Genomic DNA, 19,762 nt, shown 5'->3' with positions numbered 1-19,762 from the left:
CTGTCCAAGGTTTCATCTTTATGGATGAAAAGTCTGATCGATATCTCAGCCAGACTCTGGTTGAGGAGCGTTCTGGACATGCGGTAGGGCCCCGGAGAAGAGCCCCTATTTTTGCATGTTTGGGCGAGTCAAGCGGTCAGTTCAAGCCGAAGTCATAGAGAAAGACTAGATTTATGCCAACTATTCAGCAGCTGGTCCGCAAGGGCCGCCACGACAAGAAGGCCAAGGTTGCTACGGCCGCCCTGAAGGGCTCCCCGCAGCGCCGTGGCGTGTGCACCCGCGTGTACACCACCACCCCGAAGAAGCCGAACTCGGCTCTGCGTAAGGTTGCCCGTGTGCGCCTGACCTCCGGTATCGAGGTTTCCGCCTACATTCCGGGCGAGGGCCACAACCTGCAGGAGCACTCCATGGTGCTCGTCCGCGGTGGTCGTGTGAAGGACCTCCCGGGTGTTCGCTACAAGATTATCCGCGGCGCACTGGATACCCAGGGCGTGAAGGACCGTAAGCAGGCTCGTTCCCGCTACGGCGCAAAGAAGGGACAGTAATCAACAATGCGTAAGAATGCTGCACCGAAGCGTCCTGTAGTTAAGGACCCGGTTTACAACTCCGAGCAGGTCACCATGCTCGTCAACAAGATCCTCCAGGACGGCAAGAAGTCCACCGCTGAGCGCATCGTCTACGGTGCTCTCGAGGCTTGCCGCGAGAAGACCGGCACCGATCCGGTCGGCACCCTGGAGAAGGCCCTGGGCAACATCCGCCCGGACCTCGAGGTTCGCTCCCGCCGTGTCGGTGGCGCTACCTACCAGGTCCCGGTTGAGGTTAAGCCGGCCCGTTCCAACACCCTGGCTCTGCGTTGGCTGGTGACCTTCACCCGCCAGCGTCGTGAGAACACCATGATCGAGCGCCTCGCAAACGAGATCCTCGATGCATCTAACGGCCTGGGCGCTTCCGTTAAGCGTCGTGAGGATACTCACAAGATGGCTGAGGCCAACCGCGCCTTCGCCCACTACCGCTGGTAATACCTGCGGTATAACCCGCCACACGGCATTATGGCTCGAACAGCGATATCATCGTTTACCTGCGCTGACAGTGCGTGCACGCGCTCCCTTCGGCGGAGCAGCGCACGCTAGTCGGTGCGGAATCTAAACCTTAATAGCGTTGTTTGGGCCATTTTTTATGGCGTAGGGCTTAAAGCCCTGCGACCTCACGCTGACGCGAAAGCCTGGACGTGGCAAAATAGACCAAGACCTATCCATGAAGACGTCATTTTATGTGAGTCGGTCACAAGCTGGCTCGGGCGTCGACGACAATTAAGTTGGGGTATTTACTGTGGCACAACAAGTGCTTAAGGACCTGAACAAGGTCCGCAACATCGGCATCATGGCTCACATCGATGCTGGTAAGACCACTACGACTGAGCGTATTCTCTTCTACACCGGCATCAACCGTAAGGTCGGCGAGACCCACGACGGTGCTTCCACCACCGACTGGATGGAGCAGGAGAAGGAGCGCGGCATCACCATTACGTCCGCCGCCGTTACCTGTTTCTGGAAGAACAACCAGATCAACATCATCGACACCCCGGGCCACGTTGACTTCACCGTTGAGGTTGAGCGCTCCCTGCGTGTTCTTGATGGTGCTGTTGCCGTCTTCGACGGTAAGGAGGGTGTGGAGCCGCAGTCCGAGCAGGTGTGGCGTCAGGCCGCTAAGTACGACGTTCCGCGTATCTGCTTCGTCAACAAGATGGACAAGATGGGTGCGGACTTCTACTTCACCGTCCAGACCATCATCGACCGCCTCGGCGCTAAGCCGTTGGTTCTGCAGCTGCCGATCGGCGCTGAGGATGACTTCGACGGCGTCGTCGACCTCATCGACATGCAGGCCGTGACCTGGCGCGGCAAGGTCGAGACCGGCGCTGAGCCCACCATCGAGGAGATCCCGGCCGACCTGCAGGAGAAGGCCGAGGAGTACCGCGAGAAGCTGCTCGAGGCCGTTGCTGAGTCCGACGAGGCCCTCATGGAGAAGTACTTCGGTGGCGAGGAGCTGACCAAGGAAGAAATCCAGGGTGCCATCCGCAAGATGACCGTCGCCTCTGAGATTTACCCGGTCCTGTGTGGTACCGCTTACCGCAACAAGGGCATCCAGCCGCTTCTCGACGCCGTCGTGGCATACCTCCCGAACCCGCTCGACGTCGGTGAGATCACCGGCCACGCTGTGGGCAACGAGGATGAGGTCATCACCCGTAAGCCGTCCGTGGAGTCCCCGTTCTCCGCACTGGCCTTCAAGATTGCTGCTCACCCGTTCTTCGGTCAGCTGACCTTCACCCGCGTGTACTCCGGCCAGGTTCTGCCGGGCACCGAGGTTATGAACTCCACCAAGGGTAAGAAGGAGCGCATCGGCAAGCTGTTCCAGATGCACGCCAACAAGGAGAATCCGGTGGAGCAGGCGGATGCCGGCAACATCTACGCCGTCATTGGTCTGAAGGAAACCACCACCGGTGACACCCTGTGTGACAAGGACAACCAGATCATCCTGGAGTCCATGGACTTCCCGGACCCGGTTATCAAGGTCTCCATCGAGCCGAAGACCAAGGCCGACCAGGAGAAGCTGGGTACCGCTATTCAGAAGCTGGCTGCCGAGGACCCGACCTTCACCGTCGAGCTCGACGAAGAGACCGGCCAGACCGTTATCGGCGGTATGGGCGAGCTCCACCTCGACGTCCTGGTGGACCGCATGAAGCGCGAGTTCAAGGTTGAGGCAAACATCGGTAACCCGCAGGTTGCCTACCGCGAGACCATCCGCAAGAAGGTCGAGTCCCTGGACTATACCCACAAGAAGCAGACTGGTGGTTCCGGTCAGTTCGCAAAGGTCATCGTCACCATCGAGCCGTACAACCCGGATCCGGAAGAGCTGGAAGAGGGCGAGTCCGCAACCTACAAGTTCGAGAACGCCGTCACCGGTGGCCGCGTTCCGAAGGAGTACATCCCGTCCGTCGACGCTGGTATCCAGGATGCTATGCAGTACGGCTTCGTCGCTGGCTTCCCGCTGGTGAACATCAAGGCCACCCTTGAGGACGGCGCTTACCACGACGTCGACTCCTCTGAGATGGCCTTCAAGCTGGCCGGTTCTCAGGTCCTTAAGGAGGCCGTCGCCAAGGCAAAGCCGGTTCTGCTCGAGCCGATCATGGCCGTTGAGGTCGTGACCCCGGAGGAGTACATGGGCACCGTCAACGGTGACATCTCCTCCCGTCGTGGCCAGGTCTTCGCCATGGAGGATCGCTCCGGCGCGAAGGTGGTTAAGGCTAAGGTTCCGCTGTCCGAGATGTTCGGCTACATCGGCGACCTGCGTTCTTCCACCGCAGGCCGTGCAAACTTCACCATGGTCTTCGATTCCTACGCTGAGGTTCCGTCCTCCGTGGCACAGGCCATCATCGAGGAGCGCACCGGCGCCAAGGCCTAAGGTTTAAGGGGGTCCGATGGACTCTCTACCTTGTGGGGCTGGTAGTCTTCGCCAGTAGGCACCAGCCCCAGCGCTGGGGAGGTAGCGGTCCGCTGAGTGCGTAAACATTTTGCGCGTTGAGCCGGCCGTTACCCTCCCAGGATCCTTTAAATTGATTCTTGTCGAGGGTCAACGTCCGCACCTGATGGGCGGGGTTACCTCCTATTTGGGCAGTTTGAAAAAACTGCGGCATAAATCTAGGATCGTGTAACTGGCACGTAAGAAAGCGTCATTAGCGCTTATGAGCTTCGGCTCGAAGTGCCAATGGCAATACAAACCACGTGGCTGCGAAATACGTAGCCGCCATAGAGTCCAGGAGGACAAACAGTGGCAAAGGAGAAGTTCGAGCGTACGAAGCCGCATGTGAACATCGGCACCATCGGACACGTCGACCACGGCAAGACCACCACCACCGCAGCGATCACCAAGGTTCTGGCTGACGCTTACCCGGAGGAGAACACCGCTTTCGCCTTCGACATGATCGACAAGGCTCCTGAGGAGAAGGAGCGCGGTATTACCATCAACATCTCCCACGTTGAGTACTCCACCCCGAAGCGCCACTACGCACACGTGGACGCCCCGGGCCACGCCGACTACATCAAGAACATGATTACCGGCGCTGCTCAGATGGACGGTGCCATCCTGGTTGTTGCTGCAACCGATGGCCCGATGCCGCAGACCCGTGAGCACGTGCTCCTCGCTCGCCAGGTTGGCGTTCCGTACATCCTCGTTGCACTGAACAAGTGCGACATGGTTGACGATGAGGAAATCATCGAGCTCGTCGAGATGGAGATCCGCGAGCTGCTCGCCGAGCAGGACTACGACGAGGAAGCTCCGATCGTTCACATCTCCGCTCTCAAGGCTCTCGAGGGTGACGAGAAGTGGGCACAGTCCATCGTTGACCTGATGCAGGCTTGCGATGACTCCATCCCGGATCCGGAGCGCGAGCTGGACAAGCCGTTCCTGATGCCGATCGAGGACATCTTCACCATTACCGGCCGCGGTACCGTTGTTACCGGCCGTGTTGAGCGTGGTTCCCTGAACGTCAACGAGGACGTTGAGATCATCGGTATCCGCGACAAGGCTACCTCCACCACCGTTACCGGTATCGAGATGTTCCGCAAGATGATGGACTACACCGAGGCTGGCGACAACTGTGGTCTGCTTCTGCGTGGTACCAAGCGTGAGGACGTCGAGCGTGGCCAGGTTGTCATCAAGCCGGGCGCTTACACCCCGCACACCAAGTTCGAGGGTTCCGTCTACGTCCTGAAGAAGGAAGAGGGCGGCCGCCACACCCCGTTCATGGACAACTACCGTCCGCAGTTCTACTTCCGCACCACCGACGTTACCGGCGTCATCAAGCTGCCTGAGGGCACCGAGATGGTTATGCCGGGCGACAACGTTGAGATGTCCGTAGAGCTCATCCAGCCGGTCGCTATGGACGAGGGCCTGCGCTTCGCTATCCGCGAGGGCTCCCGCACCGTCGGCGCTGGCCGCGTTACCAAGATCCTCGACTAATTCTCGCTAAGGCTAAAGGCCTTTCCTGATTAGCAGGTCTGAAAGCCGCTCAATCCCTGTTGGGGTTGGGCGGCTTTGGTGATCGCGGGCCTACTAGGCTTAAGTATCATGTTTGACCCAACCCGCATTGACCGCACCCTCGCTGCCTTGCGCGCTGCGTGGGAAGGTCAGCCGGATCTTCCTTTGGGAACCCTGTTCGGCATGCTGGCGGCTGAAGGGTACGGCTGGGGCGTGCCTGACGCCGAACTTACGGCCCGCTTGGAGTCCATGGCTGCCGTCCACCCACCGCTCGTGCCTCTCGCACCAACCTCGTCTCCGAAGGCCTCTGGCTCGTCATCACACCCACGCACCGGGTGACGTTGGTTCCTCAGGTGCCCACCGCATCCACCTCGACGCAGCCGTCCACCGCACCAGCCCCGACTCAACACCGGGCGAACATCGAGCCCACTTCTCCGTCCGATTGTGTGGCGGTTGTACGCCCCGTGTCTAAGGATGGCCAGCTCGGGCAGCCGGTGGCTTGGCGAGTTTCTGCGCTGCGGCCTGTCGGTCCAGGCCGGCTGCTCGTCATAGCTGATGCCGAGGGATTTGAGCACCGCTTCGGTGTTGTCGAGTCCGTCACCCGCCTGCGCGAGGACCATCGAGCCCTGTCAGGCCTCAAGCGCCGAAGCGTGGGGGACCGCGTGTGGTTCATCCGCACCGACGCGGAAACAATCCTCCTCGACCACGGCCTGCACATCATCGAGCGCAAGAATCGAGAGCTTGTCCGAACCGACTTCTCCTGGCACCGCATCGAGGAGGGCGAAGTCGGAAAACCTTTCCGTGTCCACCTCTCACGCGGCACCATGCACGCGTTCGGCACCATAAAGGAACTCATCCTCGCGGAGTCTGAGCCGTGGAGCTCCTCCGAGTAGCCCTGTCTTTACGTGGACCGCGACTAGGGATCACCGACGTGCCCGTCAACCTTCATCCGGTTGGCGGGTTTCGTTCTTTAAGGGCTTAACCCTCAGCGGGCAGCACGTGAATCGTGCTCAAGGATCGCCGATTTGCCCGCGTGCCTTGATGTGGTCCGCGGGTGGCAGTGTTGTCACTGGTGGTTAGCTGTTTCCTTTCTGCCGTTGCTGCGTGTGGTGGCTGTGGTTGTTAGCTGCTGTCGGGTGGTGGGTCTGGTGGTTGTCCTGCTTGTTCGGCGTTGAGTCTGGCTAGTGCTTCTTGGTATTCGGGCATTGCGGTGATTGGTGTGCCCCAGGGTGGGATGAAGCTGACCCCGGTGTTGAGCCGGTACATGTAGCCGCGCCCGGTAGGCCTTTGTGGGTCATCGTCGTTAATGCCGTTGTGGTAGGCGCATAGGAAGGTCAGGTTTTTAATGTTGGTGTAGCCGCCTGCCTGCCAGGGGATGAGGTGATGGACTTGGCAGTAGTCTGCCGGCTTATTGCAGCCTGGTCTAGAACAGGTGTGGAATTCAGCGTGCAGGGTAAGGCGCTGTTTGAAGTTTGCTCCACGCTCTAGCCGGAAGGTGTCGATGGGTCCTTCAATGGGGTGCACGATGGTGGCATAGCCTATTTCGGCGAATTTGTGGGTGAGGAATTCTGCCCCGGTCATGCGCCCGCCGTTGGTCAGGTTGAGCTCTATTTCGTCCCCGTCGCCGTTAATGATCTGGTCGAGCTCGTTCAACGTGACGATGACTTGGGTGCGCACCGCTGGTTTGGAACCGGTGCTTTCTTTGAAGAAGATGTCGTTGGCGGCTTGAAGCAGGTCGGTGTTGGTGGATTCGAGTACGCCGCGCATGTTGGCGATCGTGGTGGCATCGTCGGTTATGGAGAGTGTGTTGGGGCCTTGTTCCCGGTAGGTGATGCGCACGCCTGGTTTGGCTATGCGTTTGGAGCGGAGTTCTTTCAGTCGTGTGGCGGCGACGGTGGGGATGCGGTGTGCGGGTGTGGCGGCGAGTTTGATTCTGAGGTTCCAGGCGTCGAGGGTTTTCTTGACTTTTGCGGTGTAGGTTTCAATCAGTGCCAGGGTGCCGAGGCTGTGGCGTTGTTGAAGTGCTGCGTGGCGGGCTTTGCGTTGTTTGCCGCTAAATCGGGTGGGCCCGAAATAAACCTGGTTAAGGTTTGCAAGCTCAGCGGCATCGGAAGCAGAAGCGCCGAGCGCGCGAAGCTCATCGGGTGAGCCAGGTATGTGTTCCACCAGCGCAATCCCCGAGTTGCGTAGGCGGATGTAGGTTTCGATATCCCCCATGGGCACAAAGACTAAAACAGCACCGTGGGCCCCGCAACCGGAGGGACAAAATTCCTTGTGAGGGGTAATGGGGCTGGTACGAGAAAAGCCCCTCGGGTGAGGGGCTTGAATGCTCAACGCGCGCGCTACGCTGAGGCGGACTGCACCTTCGTGAAGTGGACCTTGTACCGCGTATCAACATCCATGCCCGGAAATGCTGCGCGGAAGTCACTGTCATTGACCTCGATGGCGTCCTTGATACGCAGCAAGGGCGTATCAGGATCCGCCAACACTTCATACTGCAGCGTCGGCCGCGAGCGGTCGTAGGCCACGAGCCGCGAAACCTTCTCAACGCCCTCTACCGCCGCGAGGGTATCCGCCACCGCACCCGCAATCGCAGACATCTCCGTTTTAATCGCGCCTTCCTCATCGGAGGCATCAGAGGGTACCGAGTTAAACCGATGGTGCCGCAGGTTGCTAATGACGAGCCACAGGCCGGCGAGGCTGCAGATGATCGTCGCCAAGCACAGCGCATACGGCCACCAGGTCTGTTCCGGCAAGCCAGCCCACGTATCGTGGTCCACCCAGGACGCCAAATATGTGGCGAAGGGGACCTCGAAGTGTATAAGAATCGGCCACGCGCCCAACGCAATGAGCAGGAGCCCCAAGACAGCGAGAATCGTGCGGTCTATACCTGCGAGCGTCTTAGACATTGGCAACCTCCTCATCATTTTCAATCACCACGGTGATGTCTGGGGGTGGGGTAATCGCCGCAAGCGCCGCCGTTACGGCTTCAGTGACGCGGGCCTTGAGCTGGGCGTCGTCAGTATCGCCCGTCGCGGTCACCGTGATCTGAGAGCGGCCTTGTGAAATCTTCGCCCGACTCCGCGCCGCCACAGTTCCCGGCACCCGCCGCGCCGTCGCCGACGCCAGGCGGGCAATATCCACCGCGCGCAGCCACATCGACGCGTCCTCAGACCCAATTTGCACGTGCATTGCCTTCCGCGGCGCGCACGCCGCCCACAGCAGAATCAACCCGACGACGATGGCGACGCCCCCGGCGACCAGCATCCAGGTGGCGACAGTCGGCGTGGACATCACGTCGATGAATGGCTGTAGCCACGAGACACCGCCCTCCTTGGCACCCACGACCCAGGCTTCGTGCCCCGCGACGACGGCCGCGGCGAGCAGCAGGATGCCGACGATGATGGTCCACCCGCGCGCCGGCGGGGATGCCTTTGGGCGCTGGCCAAAGCCAACGGGAAGGGCGCTCTCACTCATGATGGACTCCTTCGCGGATAGTGATGGCACGCAGCGGCATCGGCCGTGGAATGTCGACCCGGCGTGTGAACACGGCGGAAGGCCGAATCTCAATGGGGCGTAGCTGGAGCGGCTCGGCGTGCGGGGTGCGCAGGGGAGCAGCCTGCGGGACCTGAACCCGCCGCGGCTGGACGGGGCGGGGAGCCTCAACGCGGCGCAGCGCGAATCCCCGCGGAGCCGGTACGGAACGGACGTCCACGGGCGCGGGGGCGGCGACAGCGCGCAGCGGCTGCGGCGGGGCTGTGCGAACGGGGCGCAGCTCGTCGTAGCGGTGCTCGCCAGGGCCGAAACCTTCCGTGCGTACTTCAACGTCCGCCTGCTTGCCGACGCCCCTCACTTTTACCGCCTCCGGCACCGCCACCGCACGCACCGACACCGGTGAGGGGACCGCAACCTGGTGAACCTTTGCGTGCGGTGAGACCTCAACAGGCTTCAGGGCACGTTCCGGAACAATCGCGGGAATCTGCGGGGTTAGCGGCGCGCGGGTGTCGACCGCCAGTGCGGTCGTGCGCTCGCCCGCGACCGCGCCGGCGACCGTCACGTTGACGCGGGTGGTACGAAAACCCGTGAAATCGCGGACGGCTTCCCGAATCGCCGTGCGGACGGCCTTCGCCACTGCGGTGACGGGGGAGGGCCAGTACACAGCGATGTCGACGTCGACCGCCACCATCTGTGTATCCGGGTCCATCTGCGCCATCACGCGCGGAAAGGCGCGGCCGGCGAGGCCGGCTAACTTAGCGTCGACAGCCGCGGTTCCCGGCACGCTCGCAATGGCGGAGTTAATGACCTTTTCCATCGCACGCAGGGAAAAGCGGGTCCGCCCGGCGAGGGCGACCCCGGTGGAATCGGTGCTCACTAGCCTCGGCCTCTATCCTGGCCGACCACGCCCTTCCACACCGCGGTGAGGTCAATGCGGCCGTCGAAATGCGCGCCGATGACGCCGCCGACCGCGGCGAGCAGCACCGCCAGCGCGACGTACCACACGCCGAGGTAGATGAAAAAGGCCAGAACCAAGCCGGCAATCACGCCGAGGGAGGTGTAGTTCTTCATGGTTTTCCTTTAGTTCTGTGTGTCGGTTCCTCTACACCGCGTCGTCGAAGACAACGTCCACGCGGCGCGCCGCGGGCCAGGTGTTGCGGACGGTGGTGCGGGTGGCGGCACCAAGCTCGGCGAGCGGAACGCCGGCGCTGACATCAACGACGACGTGCAGCTCCAGGTGCGTGTCATCCTGCGGGGTGGGGCGGCGGATGCCGCGTATGCGCTCACCGGGAAACAGGAGCGCGACCTCCCCGAACCGGCCGGGCGAGAGCTTGGCGACGCCCCTCAGATCCGTCACCGCCGCCACTATGGACTGCGCGATGGAGGGGGTCAGCTCGGCAGGGGCCACGTTATGCCTGGCCCTGGGTAACCGCCGGGGCTGACTCGGTGGAATCCTGCTCTTCCTTCGGCAGCTTGACGTCGTGGACGACGACGTCAACGCGGTCCACGCTCAGGCCGGTCATGCGCTCGACCGCATTCATGATGTTGCGGCGGATGGCCTCGGCGAGCTCGTGGATGGCCACGCCGTACTCGGCGATGATGGCGATATCAATGGAAGCGGTGCCGTTGTTCACCTCGACGGTGACGCCCTGGCGCACGTCCTCGGAAGCACCGAAGGATTCGCGGATAGAACCCATCATGCGGGCGCCGCCGCCACCGAGGGCAGCGACACCGGAGACCTCGCGGGCGGCGATTCCGGCGATCTTGGACACGACGACGTCATCGATGCGGGTGGTGCCGAAGTCGGTCTCCAGGTTCTTGTTGCGCTCCGGTGCGGGTGCCGGGGTGGCGTCGCCAGCCTGAGTGTTCTGCTCGGCAACGTCCTTGGGGGTGGTGTTCTCAGCCATGCTCAATCCTTTTCATTGTGTAGTTGGTACCTACGTCACGAGCTTATCGCCGAACGCATAACGTGGGGCGGCGGGGAGGCAATCCTTGCCCAAAACGTGATGTTACCCACTGTTTCGGCAGGAGTTTGGAAAACGCGAGGTTACGTGCTTAAATACAGGGGTTGCTTTAACACAGCAACGTAGCCGCAGGCGCAAGCTTGTAGGGCGTTGTTGCTGGTAAGGCGAACATGACACCTTTGTTGTGGAGTTCATTCCAGAGCTGCACGCGAAGGTCATCCGATCGGGCTAGGTCCGCGCTTGAGCAGAGACAACCCGAGAAGATGGACCGGAGAAGGGGCATGGCAAATAAACAGCGGCAGTATATGAATAAGACTTTGGTTGCGGATCGTTGAGATCTAACGCCCCAGTCTTCTTCCTATTTACTTTGACTACGGGTCTTGTACCCCGTCACGAGCACTGCACTCTGGGCTTTGCCTTAAGTCACTCTCGTGGTCGTCATGACAGTCAGACAACTGGCGTTGAGCCATGGCTTCCAGCCCGGACAACGTTATAGAGAAATCGAGAAGCAATTTCCCACCGCTTCACGCCCCGGATAGGCCGGGTATGTGAAAGTGGGGAAGCGAGGAAGAGGATAAGCGTGGCGGGACAAAAAATCCGCATTCGGCTGAAGGCCTACGACCACGAGGCCATCGACGCTTCTGCTAAGAAGATCGTCGAGACCGTTACCCGTACGGGTGCTCGTGTTGTCGGCCCGGTGCCGCTCCCAACCGAGAAGAACGTATACGCCGTTATTCGTTCTCCGCACAAGTACAAGGACTCTCGCGAGCACTTCGAGATGCGCACTCACAAGCGCCTCATCGACATTCTCGACCCGACCCCGAAGACCGTTGACGCCCTGATGCGCATCGACCTTCCGGCAAGCGTCGACGTGAATATTCAGTAAGCGATCGACACAACGTATTTGGTGGAGAACAAACAATGAGTGAAAACGAGATCAAGGGAATTCTGGGCACCAAGCTCGGCATGACCCAGGTCTTCGACGAGGAGAACCGCGTTGTGCCGGTGACCGTCGTCGAGGCTGGCCCGTGCGTGGTTACCCAGATCCGTACCAAGGAAACCGATGGCTACAACGCCATCCAGATTGCCTTCGGCGAGAAGGACCCGCGCAAGGCCAACAAGCCGGCCGCTGGTCACTTCAAGAAGGCTGGCGTGACCCCGCGCCGCTACGTCGCTGAGATCCGCATGGACGATACCTCCGCATACGAGGTCGGCCAGGAGGTCAAGGTGGACATCTTCGAGGGCGTGACCTTCGTTGACGTCACCGGCACCACCAAGGGTCACGGCTACGCTGGCGCCATGAAGCGCCACGGCTTCGCAGGCCAGGGCGCTGCTCACGGTAACCAGGCTGCTCACCGCCGCGTTGGTGGCATCGGTGGCGCTTCGTTCCCGGGCCGCGTCTTCAAGGGTAAGCGCATGGCTGGCCGCATGGGCCAGGACCGCGTGACCACCCAGAACCTGAAGATTCAGAAGATTGATGCCGAGTCCAACCTGCTGCTCATCAAGGGTGCTATCCCGGGTGCGCGCGGTGGCCTCGTCACCGTTAAGACCGCAGTGAAGGGCGGTGCACACGCATGAGCAACCTCAAGCTAGACGTCCAGACCGCTGACGGTAAGACCAACGGCACCGTTGAGTTGCCGGCCGAGCTCTTTGACACCGAGGCATCCATTGCTCTGATGCACCAGGTTGTCAACGCACAGCTCGCTGCCGCTCGTCAGGGTACCCACAAGACCAAGACCCGCGGCGAGGTCCGCGGTGGTGGTCGCAAGCCGTTCCGCCAGAAGGGCACCGGCCGCGCCCGCCAGGGTTCCATCCGTGCTCCGCACTACACCGGCGGCGGCACCGTGCATGGCCCGGTCCCGCGTGACTACTCCCAGCGCACCCCGAAGCGCATGATCAAGGCTGCTCTCTACGGCGCACTGTCTGACCGTGCACGTAACGAGCGCATCCACGTCATTGAGGAGCTCGTCCCGGGCCAGACCCCGTCCACCAAGCAGGCCAAGGCCTTCATCGAGCGCCTCACCGACCGCAAGAACGTTCTTCTGGTCATCGGCCGCGAGGACATCAATGCTCGCCGCAGCGCCAACAACCTGCCGAACGTCCAGATCCTGGACGCCGGTCAGCTGAACACCTACGACGTCCTCTACTCGGACGACGTTGTGTTCTCCGTTGAGGCTCTGCACACCTTCGTCGAGCGCGCTACCGGCGCTGCCGAGGAAGCTAAGGAGGAGAAGTAATGGCTAAGCTCGCTAACCCGCGCGACGTCATCATCGCACCGGTTGTGTCCGAGAAGTCCTACGGCCTCATGGAGCAGAACGTGTACACGTTCTACGTCTCCACGGACTCCAACAAGACCCAGATTAAAGATGCCGTCGAGCAGATCTTCGGCGTGCAGGTTGCTTCCGTGAACACCGTGAACCGTGCAGGTAAGCGCAAGCGCACCCGCACCGGTTTCGGTCAGCGTAAGTCCACCAAGCGCGCCTACGTGACGCTCCGTGAAGGCAGCGACTCCATCGACGTCTTCGGCGCAGGCGCTTAAGCCCCACCGAAGAGCCGAAAGGAAAAGGAAGAATTATGGCTATTCGTAAGTACAAGCCGACAACTCCGGGTCGCCGCGCATCCTCCGTGTCCGAGTTCGAGGAAATCACTCGCTCGACCCCGGAGAAGTCCCTGCTGCGCCCGCTGAGCAAGACTGGTGGTCGTAACAACTACGGCCGCATCACCACCCGCCACATCGGCGGTGGCCACAAGCGCCGTTACCGTCTCATCGACTTCCGTCGTACCGACAAGGACGGCATCCCTGCAAAGGTCGCTCACATTGAGTACGACCCGAACCGTACCGCTAACATCGCCCTCCTGCACTACGCAGACGGCGAGAAGCGCTACATCATCGCCCCGAAGGGCCTGAAGCAGGGCGCCATCGTTGAGGCTGGTGCGAACGCAGATATCAAGGTTGGCAACAACCTGCCGCTGCGCAACATCCCGACCGGTACCACCATCCACGCTGTGGAGCTCAAGCCGGGCGCTGGCGCTAAGCTGGCTCGCTCCGCTGGTGCCTCCATCCAGCTGCTGGGTAAGGAGGGCAAGTACGCCATCCTGCGTATGCCGTCCTCTGAGATCCGTCGCGTCGACATCCGTTGCCGCGCCACCGTCGGTGAGGTTGGCAACGCTGACCAGATGAACATCCGCTGGGGCAAGGCCGGCCGTATGCGCTGGAAGGGCGTCCGCCCGACCGTCCGCGGTGTCGTTATGAACCCGGTCGACCACCCGCACGGTGGTGGTGAGGGTAAGACCTCGGGTGGTCGCCACCCGGTGTCGCCGTGGGGCCACAAGGAAGGCCGCACCCGCAACCCGAACCGTTACTCGAACAATATGATCGTGCGCCGTCGTCGCCCGAACAAGAAGCGCTAAGAGGAGGTAAACAATGCCACGCAGCCTTAAGAAGGGCCCGTTCGTCGATGAGCACCTCCTCAACAAGGTTGATGCTCAGAACGAGGCCGGCACCAAGCAGGTCATCAAGACCTGGTCTCGCCGCTCCACCATCCTGCCCGATTTCATCGGTCACACCTTCGCCGTCCACGACGGCCGCAAGCATGTGCCGGTGTTCGTCGAGGACTCCATGGTTGGTCACAAGCTCGGTGAGTTCGCACCCACCAAGACCTTTAAGGGTCACGTCAAGGACGACAAGAAGGGACGTCGATAAGCGATGAGTGACACCATCACCTCCGCATCCGCAACGGCTCGCTACGTCCGCGTTACCCCGATGAAGGCACGCCGCGTCATCGACTTGGTCCGCGGTAAGTCCGTAGCCGAGGCACTTGCAATCCTGAAGTACGCTCCGCAGGGCGCCGCTGAGCCGGTCGCCAAGGTCGTTGCATCCGCAGCTGCCAACGCTGAGAACAACTTTGGCCTGGATCCGCGCACCCTGGTCATCTCCGAGGCATACGCCAACGAGGGTCCGACCATGCGTCGTTTCCAGCCGCGCGCACAGGGCCGCGCATTCATGATTCGTAAGCGCACCAGCCACATCACCGTGGTTGTCGAGAGCCAGAAGGAAGGGGCCAAGTAATGGGCCAGAAGATCCATCCTCACGGCCTACGTTTGGGCATCACTTCCGACTGGAAGACCCACTGGTACGCCGATAAGGACTACGCAAACTACGTAGCCGAAGACATCAAGATCCGCGAGTATTTGGAGAAGGGCCTCGACCGCGCCGGCATTGCCGACGTCGTCATCGAGCGCACCCGCGACCGCGTCCGCGTGGACATTCACACCGCCCGCCCGGGCATCGTGATTGGCCGCCGCGGCGCTGAGGCTGACCGCATCCGCCGCGAGCTGGAGAAGCTCACCGGCAAGATGGTTGCCCTCAACATTCTCGAGGTCAAGCAGGTCGACGCCAACGCAACCCTGGTTGCGCAGTCCATCGCGGAGCAGCTGGTTAACCGTGTCGCATTCCGTCGTGCAATGCGCAAGGCTATCCAGTCCGCTATGCGCCAGCCGCAGGTCAAGGGCATCAAGATTCTGCTGTCCGGCCGCCTGGGCGGTGCAGAAATGTCTCGCGTTGAGCGCTACCACGAGGGTCGCGTTCCGCTGCACACTCTTCGCGCCGAAATCGACTACGGCACCGCAGAGGCCCACACCACCTTCGGCCGCATCGGCATCAAGGTGTGGATCTACAAGGGTGACGTTGTCGGTGGCGTGCGCGAGTCCGAACTGAACGCTCCGGCGCAGGGCCGTGGCCGCGGTGACCGTAACGGTCGCTCGCGCCGTGGCGGCCAGCGTCGTCAGCGCGCACAGCAGAAGCAGGAGGGCTAATCCATGCTGATTCCTAAGCGCGTCAAGTACCGTCGCCAGCACCGCCCGACCCGCTCGGGTGTGTCCAAGGGCGGTAACCGCATCAACTTCGGTGACTACGCCATCCAGGCTCTTGAGCCGGCGTACATCACCAACCGCCAGATTGAGGCCGCACGTATTGCCATCAACCGCCACGTTAAGCGCGGTGGCAAGGTGTGGATCAACATCTTCCCGGACCGCCCCCTGACCCAGAAGCCGCTCGGCGTGCGTATGGGTTCCGGTAAGGGTCCCGTCGAGAAGTGGGTTGCCAACGTTAAGCCGGGCCGCATCCTCTTCGAGATGACCTACCCGAACGACGAAGTTGCCATCGAGGCTCTGCGCCGCGCTGGCCAGAAGCTTCCGTGCAAGGTCCGCATCATCAAGAAGGAGGACCAGTTCTAATGGCTACCGGTACCCCCGCCCACGAGTTCCGTGAGCTCGACAACGCTGAGCTGGAGACCCGCCTGAAGGATGCGAAGGAAGAGCTCTTCAACCTTCGTTTCCAGAAGGCCACTGGCCAGCTGACCAACAACCGCCGCATCGGCACGGTTAAGCGCGACATCGCCCGCATCTACACCGTTCTGCGCGAGCGCGAGCTGGGCCTGTCCGTTGCTCCGGGAGCTGAGGCTTAATCATGAGTGAGGCAAACGTGAACACTAAGAAGGAAAAGGGCGCTCGCAAGACCCGCACCGGCATCGTTGTCTCTGACAAGATGGATAAGACCATCGTTGTCGAGCTCGAGGACCGCAAGCAGCACGCCCTCTACGGCAAGATTATGCGCACTAACAAGAAGGTTAAGGCGCACGACGAGAACGAGACCGCCGGCATCGGCGACCGCGTTCTCATCGCCGAGACTCGCCCGCTGTCCAAGGACAAGCACTTCCGTCTCGTCGAGATCGTGGAGAAGGCTAAGTAAAATCTAGCCCTCCTCGATATCAGTGGCCCCCACGGTGAACGTGGGGGCCATTTTTATGCGCCCTTGGCTTCCGCGTCCGGCACGCCAGAGACAACAGCCTGCCAGGGGAACGGTCTCCAGTTATGGGTATTAAGCTGCGAAAACGTGTTAGGGTAAGGCCGTTCATCTCCTGAAAGGCCAAACTCTCTATGTCCGCGTTCTCTCGCTCTCTGTTTACCCTTGTCTGCGCTTCCTCTGTTGCAGCCCTCGTCGGTTGCACCGCGGAGGAGCCTGCTCCTGTTGCTGCCGATGCTCCGGCGGTGGAATCCACTGGCGACGTTTCAACGACGCAGGCCGAGCCGGATTCGGACGGGCAGCCACAACCGAGCATCGAAGCGGCCGGCCCGAACCCGACGCTGCCAGCCGGCTATACACCTGGCGCCGCTGATTCTGGCGCGGCTGAAGGCGCGAAGACGTCCAACGCACAGGACGTAGATAAAGGCGGCGCGGGCACCTCCGCCGCCAGCGGCATTGAGAAGTGCGTGTACCGGAAGGACCGCGTCCGCAGCGAGGGCAATCCTGCCGATGTCCCGTCTACCGTGTCGGGTACCGTACACAAGGCAAAAGCAGGCGACCTCGACGGTGGAGAGCCCGGCATCGTCTTGCCCGAGTATGCCTCGGAAGAGGTGTGGGTCCTGGTCTTGGACGCACCCACCACGTTGAGCGGCAGCATGAGCGGCAGGCCGGGTGAGGTGGAGGTTCGTGCAAACCAGGAATGCATCGGAATAGTCGGCAGTGGGGATTTGTGGGACGGCTACGAAGGCATGAAGGTCACCTTGCCGATCGATGCCACGAGCGGATTCTGGCAAAGCGATGTGAGTGTCCCGATGGGCACGCTGCGCATGCCCTACATACCGGCAGACATTCTTTAGCGCACCCGCCGGTGCGTGAGCGCGATAGCGATGCTAAAGACGCTAAGTACCGCGCCCACCGCGAGAAGAAACGTGCCGACGCGGTAGGGCGCGGCGCTGGCCAGGTCGACGGTGCGAAAGACCTTGAGCCACACCAGCCAGCCCGCGATGAGCGCAACCGCGCCCAGCGCGGAGATAGCGCGCAGCCCGCGGGTGGGGCGCTGGGCGGGGGAGAAGGCGTGGTAGGAGGCGTCGACAAGCGCGGCGCCACCCAACAGCACCGACAGCACCACCGCAGCTGGCACCGGCAGAAGCGCGCCCGTGCCGAAGACGACGGGCAAAATGAAGGACACCGTCACCACGAGGAAGAGCAGGCCGTGGAGCCCGGTCGTGCGCAGGGGATAGCTCATAGTAGTTCCTCCACCTCAGAAAGCGTGGGCGGCTGCGCGCCCGTGCGGGAAACAGTAATGGCTGCGGCCGTCGCCGCAAAGTGCAGGATCTCCTGCCACTCCTCGACGCTCAAAGCGCTAATGTCCCGCTCCACCAACTGTCTTAAGAGCGCGGCCATCACCGTGTCGCCCGCGCCGATGGTGTCCGCCACCTCCACCGTAACCGGCGGGACCTGCAGCGACACCGAGTCCGTGCGCACGCTCAGACCTTCGGCGCCACGCGTGGTCACGACCACGGGCACCTGCGAAAGTGCGTCCTCACCGAGGAATTCAACCTCCTCCTCGCTCAGCTTCAACAGCGTGACGTGTGGCAGCAAGGACAACAAAAACTCGCGGTGCGCCGGGGTGGCGAAGAAGGGACGGATGTTCGGATCCAGCGCCACCTTCGTGCCCTGCGCCGCAAGCTCCTGGAGCAGCTCGGCATAGCGGGATGCGCCCGGCTCCAGGGCGAGGGAGACGGTGCCGAAGCAGGCCCAGGGGACGTCAGCAAGCACAGGCTCCACCAGCCGGTCCGCCGTGCCCTCCGTATAGAAGGAGTAGGTGGCCGAGCCGTCCTCCCCGATGTTGCAGACCGCCAGCGTTGTGGGCTCGTCACCGCGCTGCACGAGCGAGGTATCCACTCCTTCTTTATGTAGGCGCTCCACGAGCGCCTGCCCGAATGCATCCCGCGAAAGCCGCGATTGAAAACCCACGCTTGCGCCCAAACGACCCGCCGCGACCGCCACATTGAAGGGGCCGCCGCCCAACGCCGGGGTGAGATCTGCCAGCCCCCCGCGTCCGCGCGGAACGAGGTCAACGAGGCCTTCGCCACACACCATAATGTCCATAGAGCCCATACTATCGGGAGCATGAACTACCGTCCGCACTTCCATCTCTCCCCGCCGTCTGGTCGCCTTAACGATCCAAATGGGGTCTTCCTTGATGGCGATAACCTGCACGTTTACTATCAGCATGACCCCTGCTTCCCACACGCGCCGAAGCAGACGGGCTGGGGGCACGCCGTGATTTCCCTGAGCGAGCCGAAGCCCTGGCGACACTTCCCGGACGCGCTCTATCCCATCCGTGAGCACGACGCCCACGGTTGCTATTCCGGTGGCGCGGTGCTCGACGGCGAGGATGTCTGGCTGTTTTATACCGGCAACCTCAAGCGCGATGGCGTGCGGATTCCCTCGCAGAACCGCGTCCGCGCGGTCGATGCCGGCGGCCCAGAAGGCGGCTTCTACGAGCACGACGCAGCGAACCCGCTCATCGACGGGCCCGCCCCAGGTTTCACCGGGCATTACCGCGATCCCCAGATCACCCGCGACAAGCACGGCTGGCGCATGGTGCTCGGCGCCCAGGCGGAGGATGAAACCGGGCACGTGGTGCTCTATCGCTCCACGGACTTGGCGCAGTGGTCCTTTGACGGTGCGCTCACCTTTGACACCTCGGGCGCTGAGCCGGGCCTGAGCCCCGACCTGGTGCCGGGCGGCTACATGTGGGAATGCCCGAATCTGCTCACGCTGCGGGACCGCGCCACGGGGGAGGACAAGGACGTCCTGGTCATCTGCCCACAAGGTTTAGATCCCGTGCGCGGTAGCGCCACGCACTACGCCTCCTCCGACCAGTGCGGCTACCTCGTGGGCCGTCTTGAGGGCACGGTTTTCCACGTGGAGCGCGGCTTCAGCGAGCTGGACTATGGCCACCAGTTCTATGCGCCGCAGCTGGTGGAGAGGGACGGCGAGGCCATCATGCTGGGCTGGATGGGGCTGCCCGCGCAGGATGACACCCCGACTGTCGCCCAGGGCTGGGTGCACACGCTGACGCTTCCGCGGCGCGTCTGGCTGGAGGATGGCTGGTTGCGCCAGGCACCGCTGTGGTCCGTGCCGGCGGGACCGGCGCGAGAGGGGTTCGGTTCGGTGGCCACGCTGCAGGCTGGGGAGGGCACTTATGCGCTTGTCGACGCCTCCGGTGCCACCGCCTTCCTCGTAGCTTACGGCGGGGGAGAGCTGCGACTCTCCTCTGGCGAGGATGAGCGCGTTGTGCCGTGTCCGGCAGGAACACTGGAGCTTATCGCTGATGGCTGCGCGGTGGAGGTCTTTGCGGGCGATGGACGGATTGCGGGGGCGTCGGCAGTCTTTGGCGCCGGTGACGCTCCCTGGCGCGGCTGGGAAGTCCGGTAGGGTGTGAATTTTCCTATAT

28 protein-coding genes are annotated in these 19,762 nt (G+C 62.1%); 19 read left to right on the top strand and 9 right to left on the bottom strand.

Going from position 1 to position 19,762, the window contains the following annotated elements; all coding sequences use genetic code 11:
- Positions 1 to 173 precede the first annotated feature (173 nt).
- The 6 genes from rpsL (at position 174) to M5J06_RS10355 (ending at position 5,927) form a co-directional block, all read left to right on the top strand.
- Positions 174 to 545 carry a 30S ribosomal protein S12 gene (gene rpsL, locus M5J06_RS10380; RefSeq protein WP_005286791.1) on the top strand — a complete coding sequence of 124 codons (372 nt, stop codon included), beginning with the start codon at positions 174 to 176 and terminating at the stop codon, positions 543 to 545.
- 6 nt (positions 546 to 551) lie between these two features.
- Positions 552 to 1,019: a 30S ribosomal protein S7 gene (gene rpsG, locus M5J06_RS10375; RefSeq protein ID WP_070521784.1), complete on the top strand. Its 468-nt coding sequence runs from the start codon at positions 552 to 554 to the stop codon at positions 1,017 to 1,019.
- Between the two features lie 310 nt (positions 1,020 to 1,329).
- Positions 1,330 to 3,459 carry an elongation factor G gene (gene fusA, locus M5J06_RS10370; protein WP_070521781.1) on the top strand — a complete coding sequence of 710 codons (2,130 nt, stop codon included), beginning with the start codon at positions 1,330 to 1,332 and terminating at the stop codon, positions 3,457 to 3,459.
- Positions 3,460 to 3,825: 366 nt separating this feature from the next.
- Positions 3,826 to 5,016: an elongation factor Tu gene (gene tuf, locus M5J06_RS10365; protein WP_070521778.1), complete on the top strand. Its 1,191-nt coding sequence runs from the start codon at positions 3,826 to 3,828 to the stop codon at positions 5,014 to 5,016.
- 108 nt (positions 5,017 to 5,124) lie between these two features.
- Complete coding sequence (locus tag M5J06_RS10360; protein ID WP_250224610.1) at positions 5,125 to 5,373, top strand: hypothetical protein; 249 nt, start codon at positions 5,125 to 5,127, stop codon at positions 5,371 to 5,373.
- Entirely contained in the window at positions 5,370 to 5,927 is a 558-nt protein-coding gene (locus tag M5J06_RS10355; RefSeq protein ID WP_250224602.1) for a hypothetical protein, read from the top strand. The genes M5J06_RS10360 and M5J06_RS10355 overlap by 4 nt, the downstream gene beginning before the upstream one ends.
- A gap of 229 nt (positions 5,928 to 6,156) precedes the next feature.
- Here M5J06_RS10355 and M5J06_RS10350 read toward each other — a convergent pair whose 3' ends face one another.
- From M5J06_RS10350 to M5J06_RS10320, 7 genes are all read right to left on the bottom strand, one after another.
- Positions 6,157 to 7,251, bottom strand: coding sequence for an HNH endonuclease signature motif containing protein (locus M5J06_RS10350; protein WP_250224601.1), 1,095 nt, complete (start codon positions 7,249 to 7,251; stop codon positions 6,157 to 6,159).
- A 125-nt stretch (positions 7,252 to 7,376) separates the two neighbouring features.
- Positions 7,377 to 7,943, bottom strand: a complete 567-nt coding sequence (locus tag M5J06_RS10345; protein WP_250224600.1) for an alkaline shock response membrane anchor protein AmaP — start codon at positions 7,941 to 7,943, stop codon at positions 7,377 to 7,379.
- The gene (locus M5J06_RS10340; RefSeq protein WP_250224599.1) at positions 7,936 to 8,511 is read right to left on the bottom strand and encodes a DUF6286 domain-containing protein; all 576 of its coding nucleotides are present in this window, start codon (positions 8,509 to 8,511) and stop codon (positions 7,936 to 7,938) included. Before M5J06_RS10340 ends, M5J06_RS10345 begins: the two co-directional genes overlap by 8 nt.
- A complete protein-coding gene (locus M5J06_RS10335; RefSeq protein WP_250224598.1) occupies positions 8,504 to 9,406 on the bottom strand; it encodes an Asp23/Gls24 family envelope stress response protein in 903 nt (300 codons plus the stop codon). The genes M5J06_RS10340 and M5J06_RS10335 overlap by 8 nt, the downstream gene beginning before the upstream one ends.
- Complete coding sequence (locus tag M5J06_RS10330) at positions 9,406 to 9,600, bottom strand: hypothetical protein (protein ID WP_010189668.1); 195 nt, start codon at positions 9,598 to 9,600, stop codon at positions 9,406 to 9,408. The genes M5J06_RS10335 and M5J06_RS10330 overlap by 1 nt, the downstream gene beginning before the upstream one ends.
- A gap of 31 nt (positions 9,601 to 9,631) precedes the next feature.
- On the bottom strand, positions 9,632 to 9,886 hold the full coding sequence (locus M5J06_RS10325; protein WP_232748445.1) for a hypothetical protein: 255 nt from the start codon (positions 9,884 to 9,886) through the stop codon (positions 9,632 to 9,634).
- Between the two features lie 52 nt (positions 9,887 to 9,938).
- A complete protein-coding gene (locus M5J06_RS10320; protein ID WP_070521759.1) occupies positions 9,939 to 10,436 on the bottom strand; it encodes an Asp23/Gls24 family envelope stress response protein in 498 nt (165 codons plus the stop codon).
- Between the two features lie 637 nt (positions 10,437 to 11,073).
- Between M5J06_RS10320 and rpsJ the strand changes: the two genes are divergently transcribed.
- The 12 genes from rpsJ to M5J06_RS10260 all read left to right on the top strand — a co-directional run bounded on the left by rpsJ (position 11,074) and on the right by M5J06_RS10260 (position 17,153).
- Complete coding sequence (gene rpsJ, locus M5J06_RS10315) at positions 11,074 to 11,379, top strand: 30S ribosomal protein S10 (protein WP_003848085.1); 306 nt, start codon at positions 11,074 to 11,076, stop codon at positions 11,377 to 11,379.
- 35 nt (positions 11,380 to 11,414) lie between these two features.
- Positions 11,415 to 12,071 carry a 50S ribosomal protein L3 gene (gene rplC, locus M5J06_RS10310; RefSeq protein ID WP_070521756.1) on the top strand — a complete coding sequence of 219 codons (657 nt, stop codon included), beginning with the start codon at positions 11,415 to 11,417 and terminating at the stop codon, positions 12,069 to 12,071.
- On the top strand, positions 12,068 to 12,730 hold the full coding sequence (gene rplD / locus M5J06_RS10305) for a 50S ribosomal protein L4 (protein WP_010189650.1): 663 nt from the start codon (positions 12,068 to 12,070) through the stop codon (positions 12,728 to 12,730). The genes rplC and rplD overlap by 4 nt, the downstream gene beginning before the upstream one ends.
- On the top strand, positions 12,730 to 13,032 hold the full coding sequence (rplW, locus tag M5J06_RS10300) for a 50S ribosomal protein L23 (protein WP_070521753.1): 303 nt from the start codon (positions 12,730 to 12,732) through the stop codon (positions 13,030 to 13,032). Before rplD ends, rplW begins: the two co-directional genes overlap by 1 nt.
- Positions 13,033 to 13,067: 35 nt before the next feature.
- Positions 13,068 to 13,904, top strand: coding sequence for a 50S ribosomal protein L2 (rplB, locus tag M5J06_RS10295; protein ID WP_070563577.1), 837 nt, complete (start codon positions 13,068 to 13,070; stop codon positions 13,902 to 13,904).
- Between the two features lie 13 nt (positions 13,905 to 13,917).
- Complete coding sequence (gene rpsS, locus M5J06_RS10290) at positions 13,918 to 14,196, top strand: 30S ribosomal protein S19 (protein WP_010189646.1); 279 nt, start codon at positions 13,918 to 13,920, stop codon at positions 14,194 to 14,196.
- A 3-nt stretch (positions 14,197 to 14,199) separates the two neighbouring features.
- Complete coding sequence (rplV, locus tag M5J06_RS10285; RefSeq protein WP_010189645.1) at positions 14,200 to 14,562, top strand: 50S ribosomal protein L22; 363 nt, start codon at positions 14,200 to 14,202, stop codon at positions 14,560 to 14,562.
- Positions 14,562 to 15,308 carry a 30S ribosomal protein S3 gene (rpsC, locus tag M5J06_RS10280; RefSeq protein ID WP_070446580.1) on the top strand — a complete coding sequence of 249 codons (747 nt, stop codon included), beginning with the start codon at positions 14,562 to 14,564 and terminating at the stop codon, positions 15,306 to 15,308. Before rplV ends, rpsC begins: the two co-directional genes overlap by 1 nt.
- A 3-nt stretch (positions 15,309 to 15,311) precedes the next feature.
- Positions 15,312 to 15,728 (top strand): 50S ribosomal protein L16, encoded by a 417-nt coding sequence (gene rplP, locus M5J06_RS10275; RefSeq protein WP_070521748.1) that lies wholly within the window; start codon positions 15,312 to 15,314, stop codon positions 15,726 to 15,728.
- Positions 15,728 to 15,958: a 50S ribosomal protein L29 gene (rpmC, locus tag M5J06_RS10270; protein ID WP_005276944.1), complete on the top strand. Its 231-nt coding sequence runs from the start codon at positions 15,728 to 15,730 to the stop codon at positions 15,956 to 15,958. The genes rplP and rpmC overlap by 1 nt, the downstream gene beginning before the upstream one ends.
- 2 nt (positions 15,959 to 15,960) lie before the next feature.
- On the top strand, positions 15,961 to 16,242 hold the full coding sequence (rpsQ, locus tag M5J06_RS10265) for a 30S ribosomal protein S17 (RefSeq protein WP_070521746.1): 282 nt from the start codon (positions 15,961 to 15,963) through the stop codon (positions 16,240 to 16,242).
- Between the two features lie 188 nt (positions 16,243 to 16,430).
- On the top strand, positions 16,431 to 17,153 hold the full coding sequence (locus M5J06_RS10260) for a hypothetical protein (RefSeq protein ID WP_250224597.1): 723 nt from the start codon (positions 16,431 to 16,433) through the stop codon (positions 17,151 to 17,153).
- Here M5J06_RS10260 and M5J06_RS10255 read toward each other — a convergent pair.
- Both M5J06_RS10255 and M5J06_RS10250 read right to left on the bottom strand, forming a co-directional pair.
- Positions 17,150 to 17,542: a hypothetical protein gene (locus M5J06_RS10255; protein ID WP_250224596.1), complete on the bottom strand. Its 393-nt coding sequence runs from the start codon at positions 17,540 to 17,542 to the stop codon at positions 17,150 to 17,152. The genes M5J06_RS10260 and M5J06_RS10255 overlap by 4 nt on opposite strands.
- Entirely contained in the window at positions 17,539 to 18,408 is an 870-nt protein-coding gene (locus M5J06_RS10250) for a carbohydrate kinase family protein (protein WP_070521802.1), read from the bottom strand. Before M5J06_RS10250 ends, M5J06_RS10255 begins: the two co-directional genes overlap by 4 nt.
- Before the next feature lie 21 nt (positions 18,409 to 18,429).
- Between M5J06_RS10250 and M5J06_RS10245 the strand changes: the two genes are divergently transcribed.
- On the top strand, positions 18,430 to 19,743 hold the full coding sequence (locus M5J06_RS10245; protein ID WP_250224595.1) for a glycoside hydrolase family 32 protein: 1,314 nt from the start codon (positions 18,430 to 18,432) through the stop codon (positions 19,741 to 19,743).
- Positions 19,744 to 19,762: the final 19 nt, after the last annotated feature.

It is taken from the genome of Corynebacterium intestinale, assembly GCF_023574125.1.
Classification (GTDB): Bacteria; Actinomycetota; Actinomycetes; order Mycobacteriales; family Mycobacteriaceae; genus Corynebacterium; species Corynebacterium hesseae.
The sequence above is the reverse complement of the archived record's forward strand: the minus strand, read 5'-3'. Positions and strand labels throughout refer to the sequence as shown.

What these genes read in the sequence shown, in the direction of transcription:
- rpsL (WP_005286791.1), top strand. Translation starts at nt 174, where the DNA reads ATGCCAACTATTCAGCAGCTGGTCCGCAAGGGCCGCCACGACAAGAAG.
- rpsG (WP_070521784.1), top strand. Translation starts at nt 552, where the DNA reads ATGCGTAAGAATGCTGCACCGAAGCGTCCTGTAGTTAAGGACCCGGTT.
- M5J06_RS10360 (WP_250224610.1), top strand. Translation starts at nt 5,125, where the DNA reads ATGTTTGACCCAACCCGCATTGACCGCACCCTCGCTGCCTTGCGCGCT.
- M5J06_RS10350 (WP_250224601.1), bottom strand. Translation starts at nt 7,251, where the DNA reads ATGGGGGATATCGAAACCTACATCCGCCTACGCAACTCGGGGATTGCG.
- M5J06_RS10345 (WP_250224600.1), bottom strand. Translation starts at nt 7,943, where the DNA reads ATGTCTAAGACGCTCGCAGGTATAGACCGCACGATTCTCGCTGTCTTG.
- M5J06_RS10340 (WP_250224599.1), bottom strand. Translation starts at nt 8,511, where the DNA reads ATGAGTGAGAGCGCCCTTCCCGTTGGCTTTGGCCAGCGCCCAAAGGCA.
- M5J06_RS10330 (WP_010189668.1), bottom strand. Translation starts at nt 9,600, where the DNA reads ATGAAGAACTACACCTCCCTCGGCGTGATTGCCGGCTTGGTTCTGGCC.
- M5J06_RS10320 (WP_070521759.1), bottom strand. Translation starts at nt 10,436, where the DNA reads ATGGCTGAGAACACCACCCCCAAGGACGTTGCCGAGCAGAACACTCAG.
- rplC (WP_070521756.1), top strand. Translation starts at nt 11,415, where the DNA reads ATGAGTGAAAACGAGATCAAGGGAATTCTGGGCACCAAGCTCGGCATG.
- rplD (WP_010189650.1), top strand. Translation starts at nt 12,068, where the DNA reads ATGAGCAACCTCAAGCTAGACGTCCAGACCGCTGACGGTAAGACCAAC.
- rplW (WP_070521753.1), top strand. Translation starts at nt 12,730, where the DNA reads ATGGCTAAGCTCGCTAACCCGCGCGACGTCATCATCGCACCGGTTGTG.
- rplB (WP_070563577.1), top strand. Translation starts at nt 13,068, where the DNA reads ATGGCTATTCGTAAGTACAAGCCGACAACTCCGGGTCGCCGCGCATCC.
- rpsS (WP_010189646.1), top strand. Translation starts at nt 13,918, where the DNA reads ATGCCACGCAGCCTTAAGAAGGGCCCGTTCGTCGATGAGCACCTCCTC.
- rplV (WP_010189645.1), top strand. Translation starts at nt 14,200, where the DNA reads ATGAGTGACACCATCACCTCCGCATCCGCAACGGCTCGCTACGTCCGC.
- rpsC (WP_070446580.1), top strand. Translation starts at nt 14,562, where the DNA reads ATGGGCCAGAAGATCCATCCTCACGGCCTACGTTTGGGCATCACTTCC.
- rplP (WP_070521748.1), top strand. Translation starts at nt 15,312, where the DNA reads ATGCTGATTCCTAAGCGCGTCAAGTACCGTCGCCAGCACCGCCCGACC.
- rpmC (WP_005276944.1), top strand. Translation starts at nt 15,728, where the DNA reads ATGGCTACCGGTACCCCCGCCCACGAGTTCCGTGAGCTCGACAACGCT.
- rpsQ (WP_070521746.1), top strand. Translation starts at nt 15,961, where the DNA reads ATGAGTGAGGCAAACGTGAACACTAAGAAGGAAAAGGGCGCTCGCAAG.
- M5J06_RS10260 (WP_250224597.1), top strand. Translation starts at nt 16,431, where the DNA reads ATGTCCGCGTTCTCTCGCTCTCTGTTTACCCTTGTCTGCGCTTCCTCT.
- M5J06_RS10255 (WP_250224596.1), bottom strand. Translation starts at nt 17,542, where the DNA reads ATGAGCTATCCCCTGCGCACGACCGGGCTCCACGGCCTGCTCTTCCTC.
- M5J06_RS10250 (WP_070521802.1), bottom strand. Translation starts at nt 18,408, where the DNA reads ATGGACATTATGGTGTGTGGCGAAGGCCTCGTTGACCTCGTTCCGCGC.
- M5J06_RS10245 (WP_250224595.1), top strand. Translation starts at nt 18,430, where the DNA reads ATGAACTACCGTCCGCACTTCCATCTCTCCCCGCCGTCTGGTCGCCTT.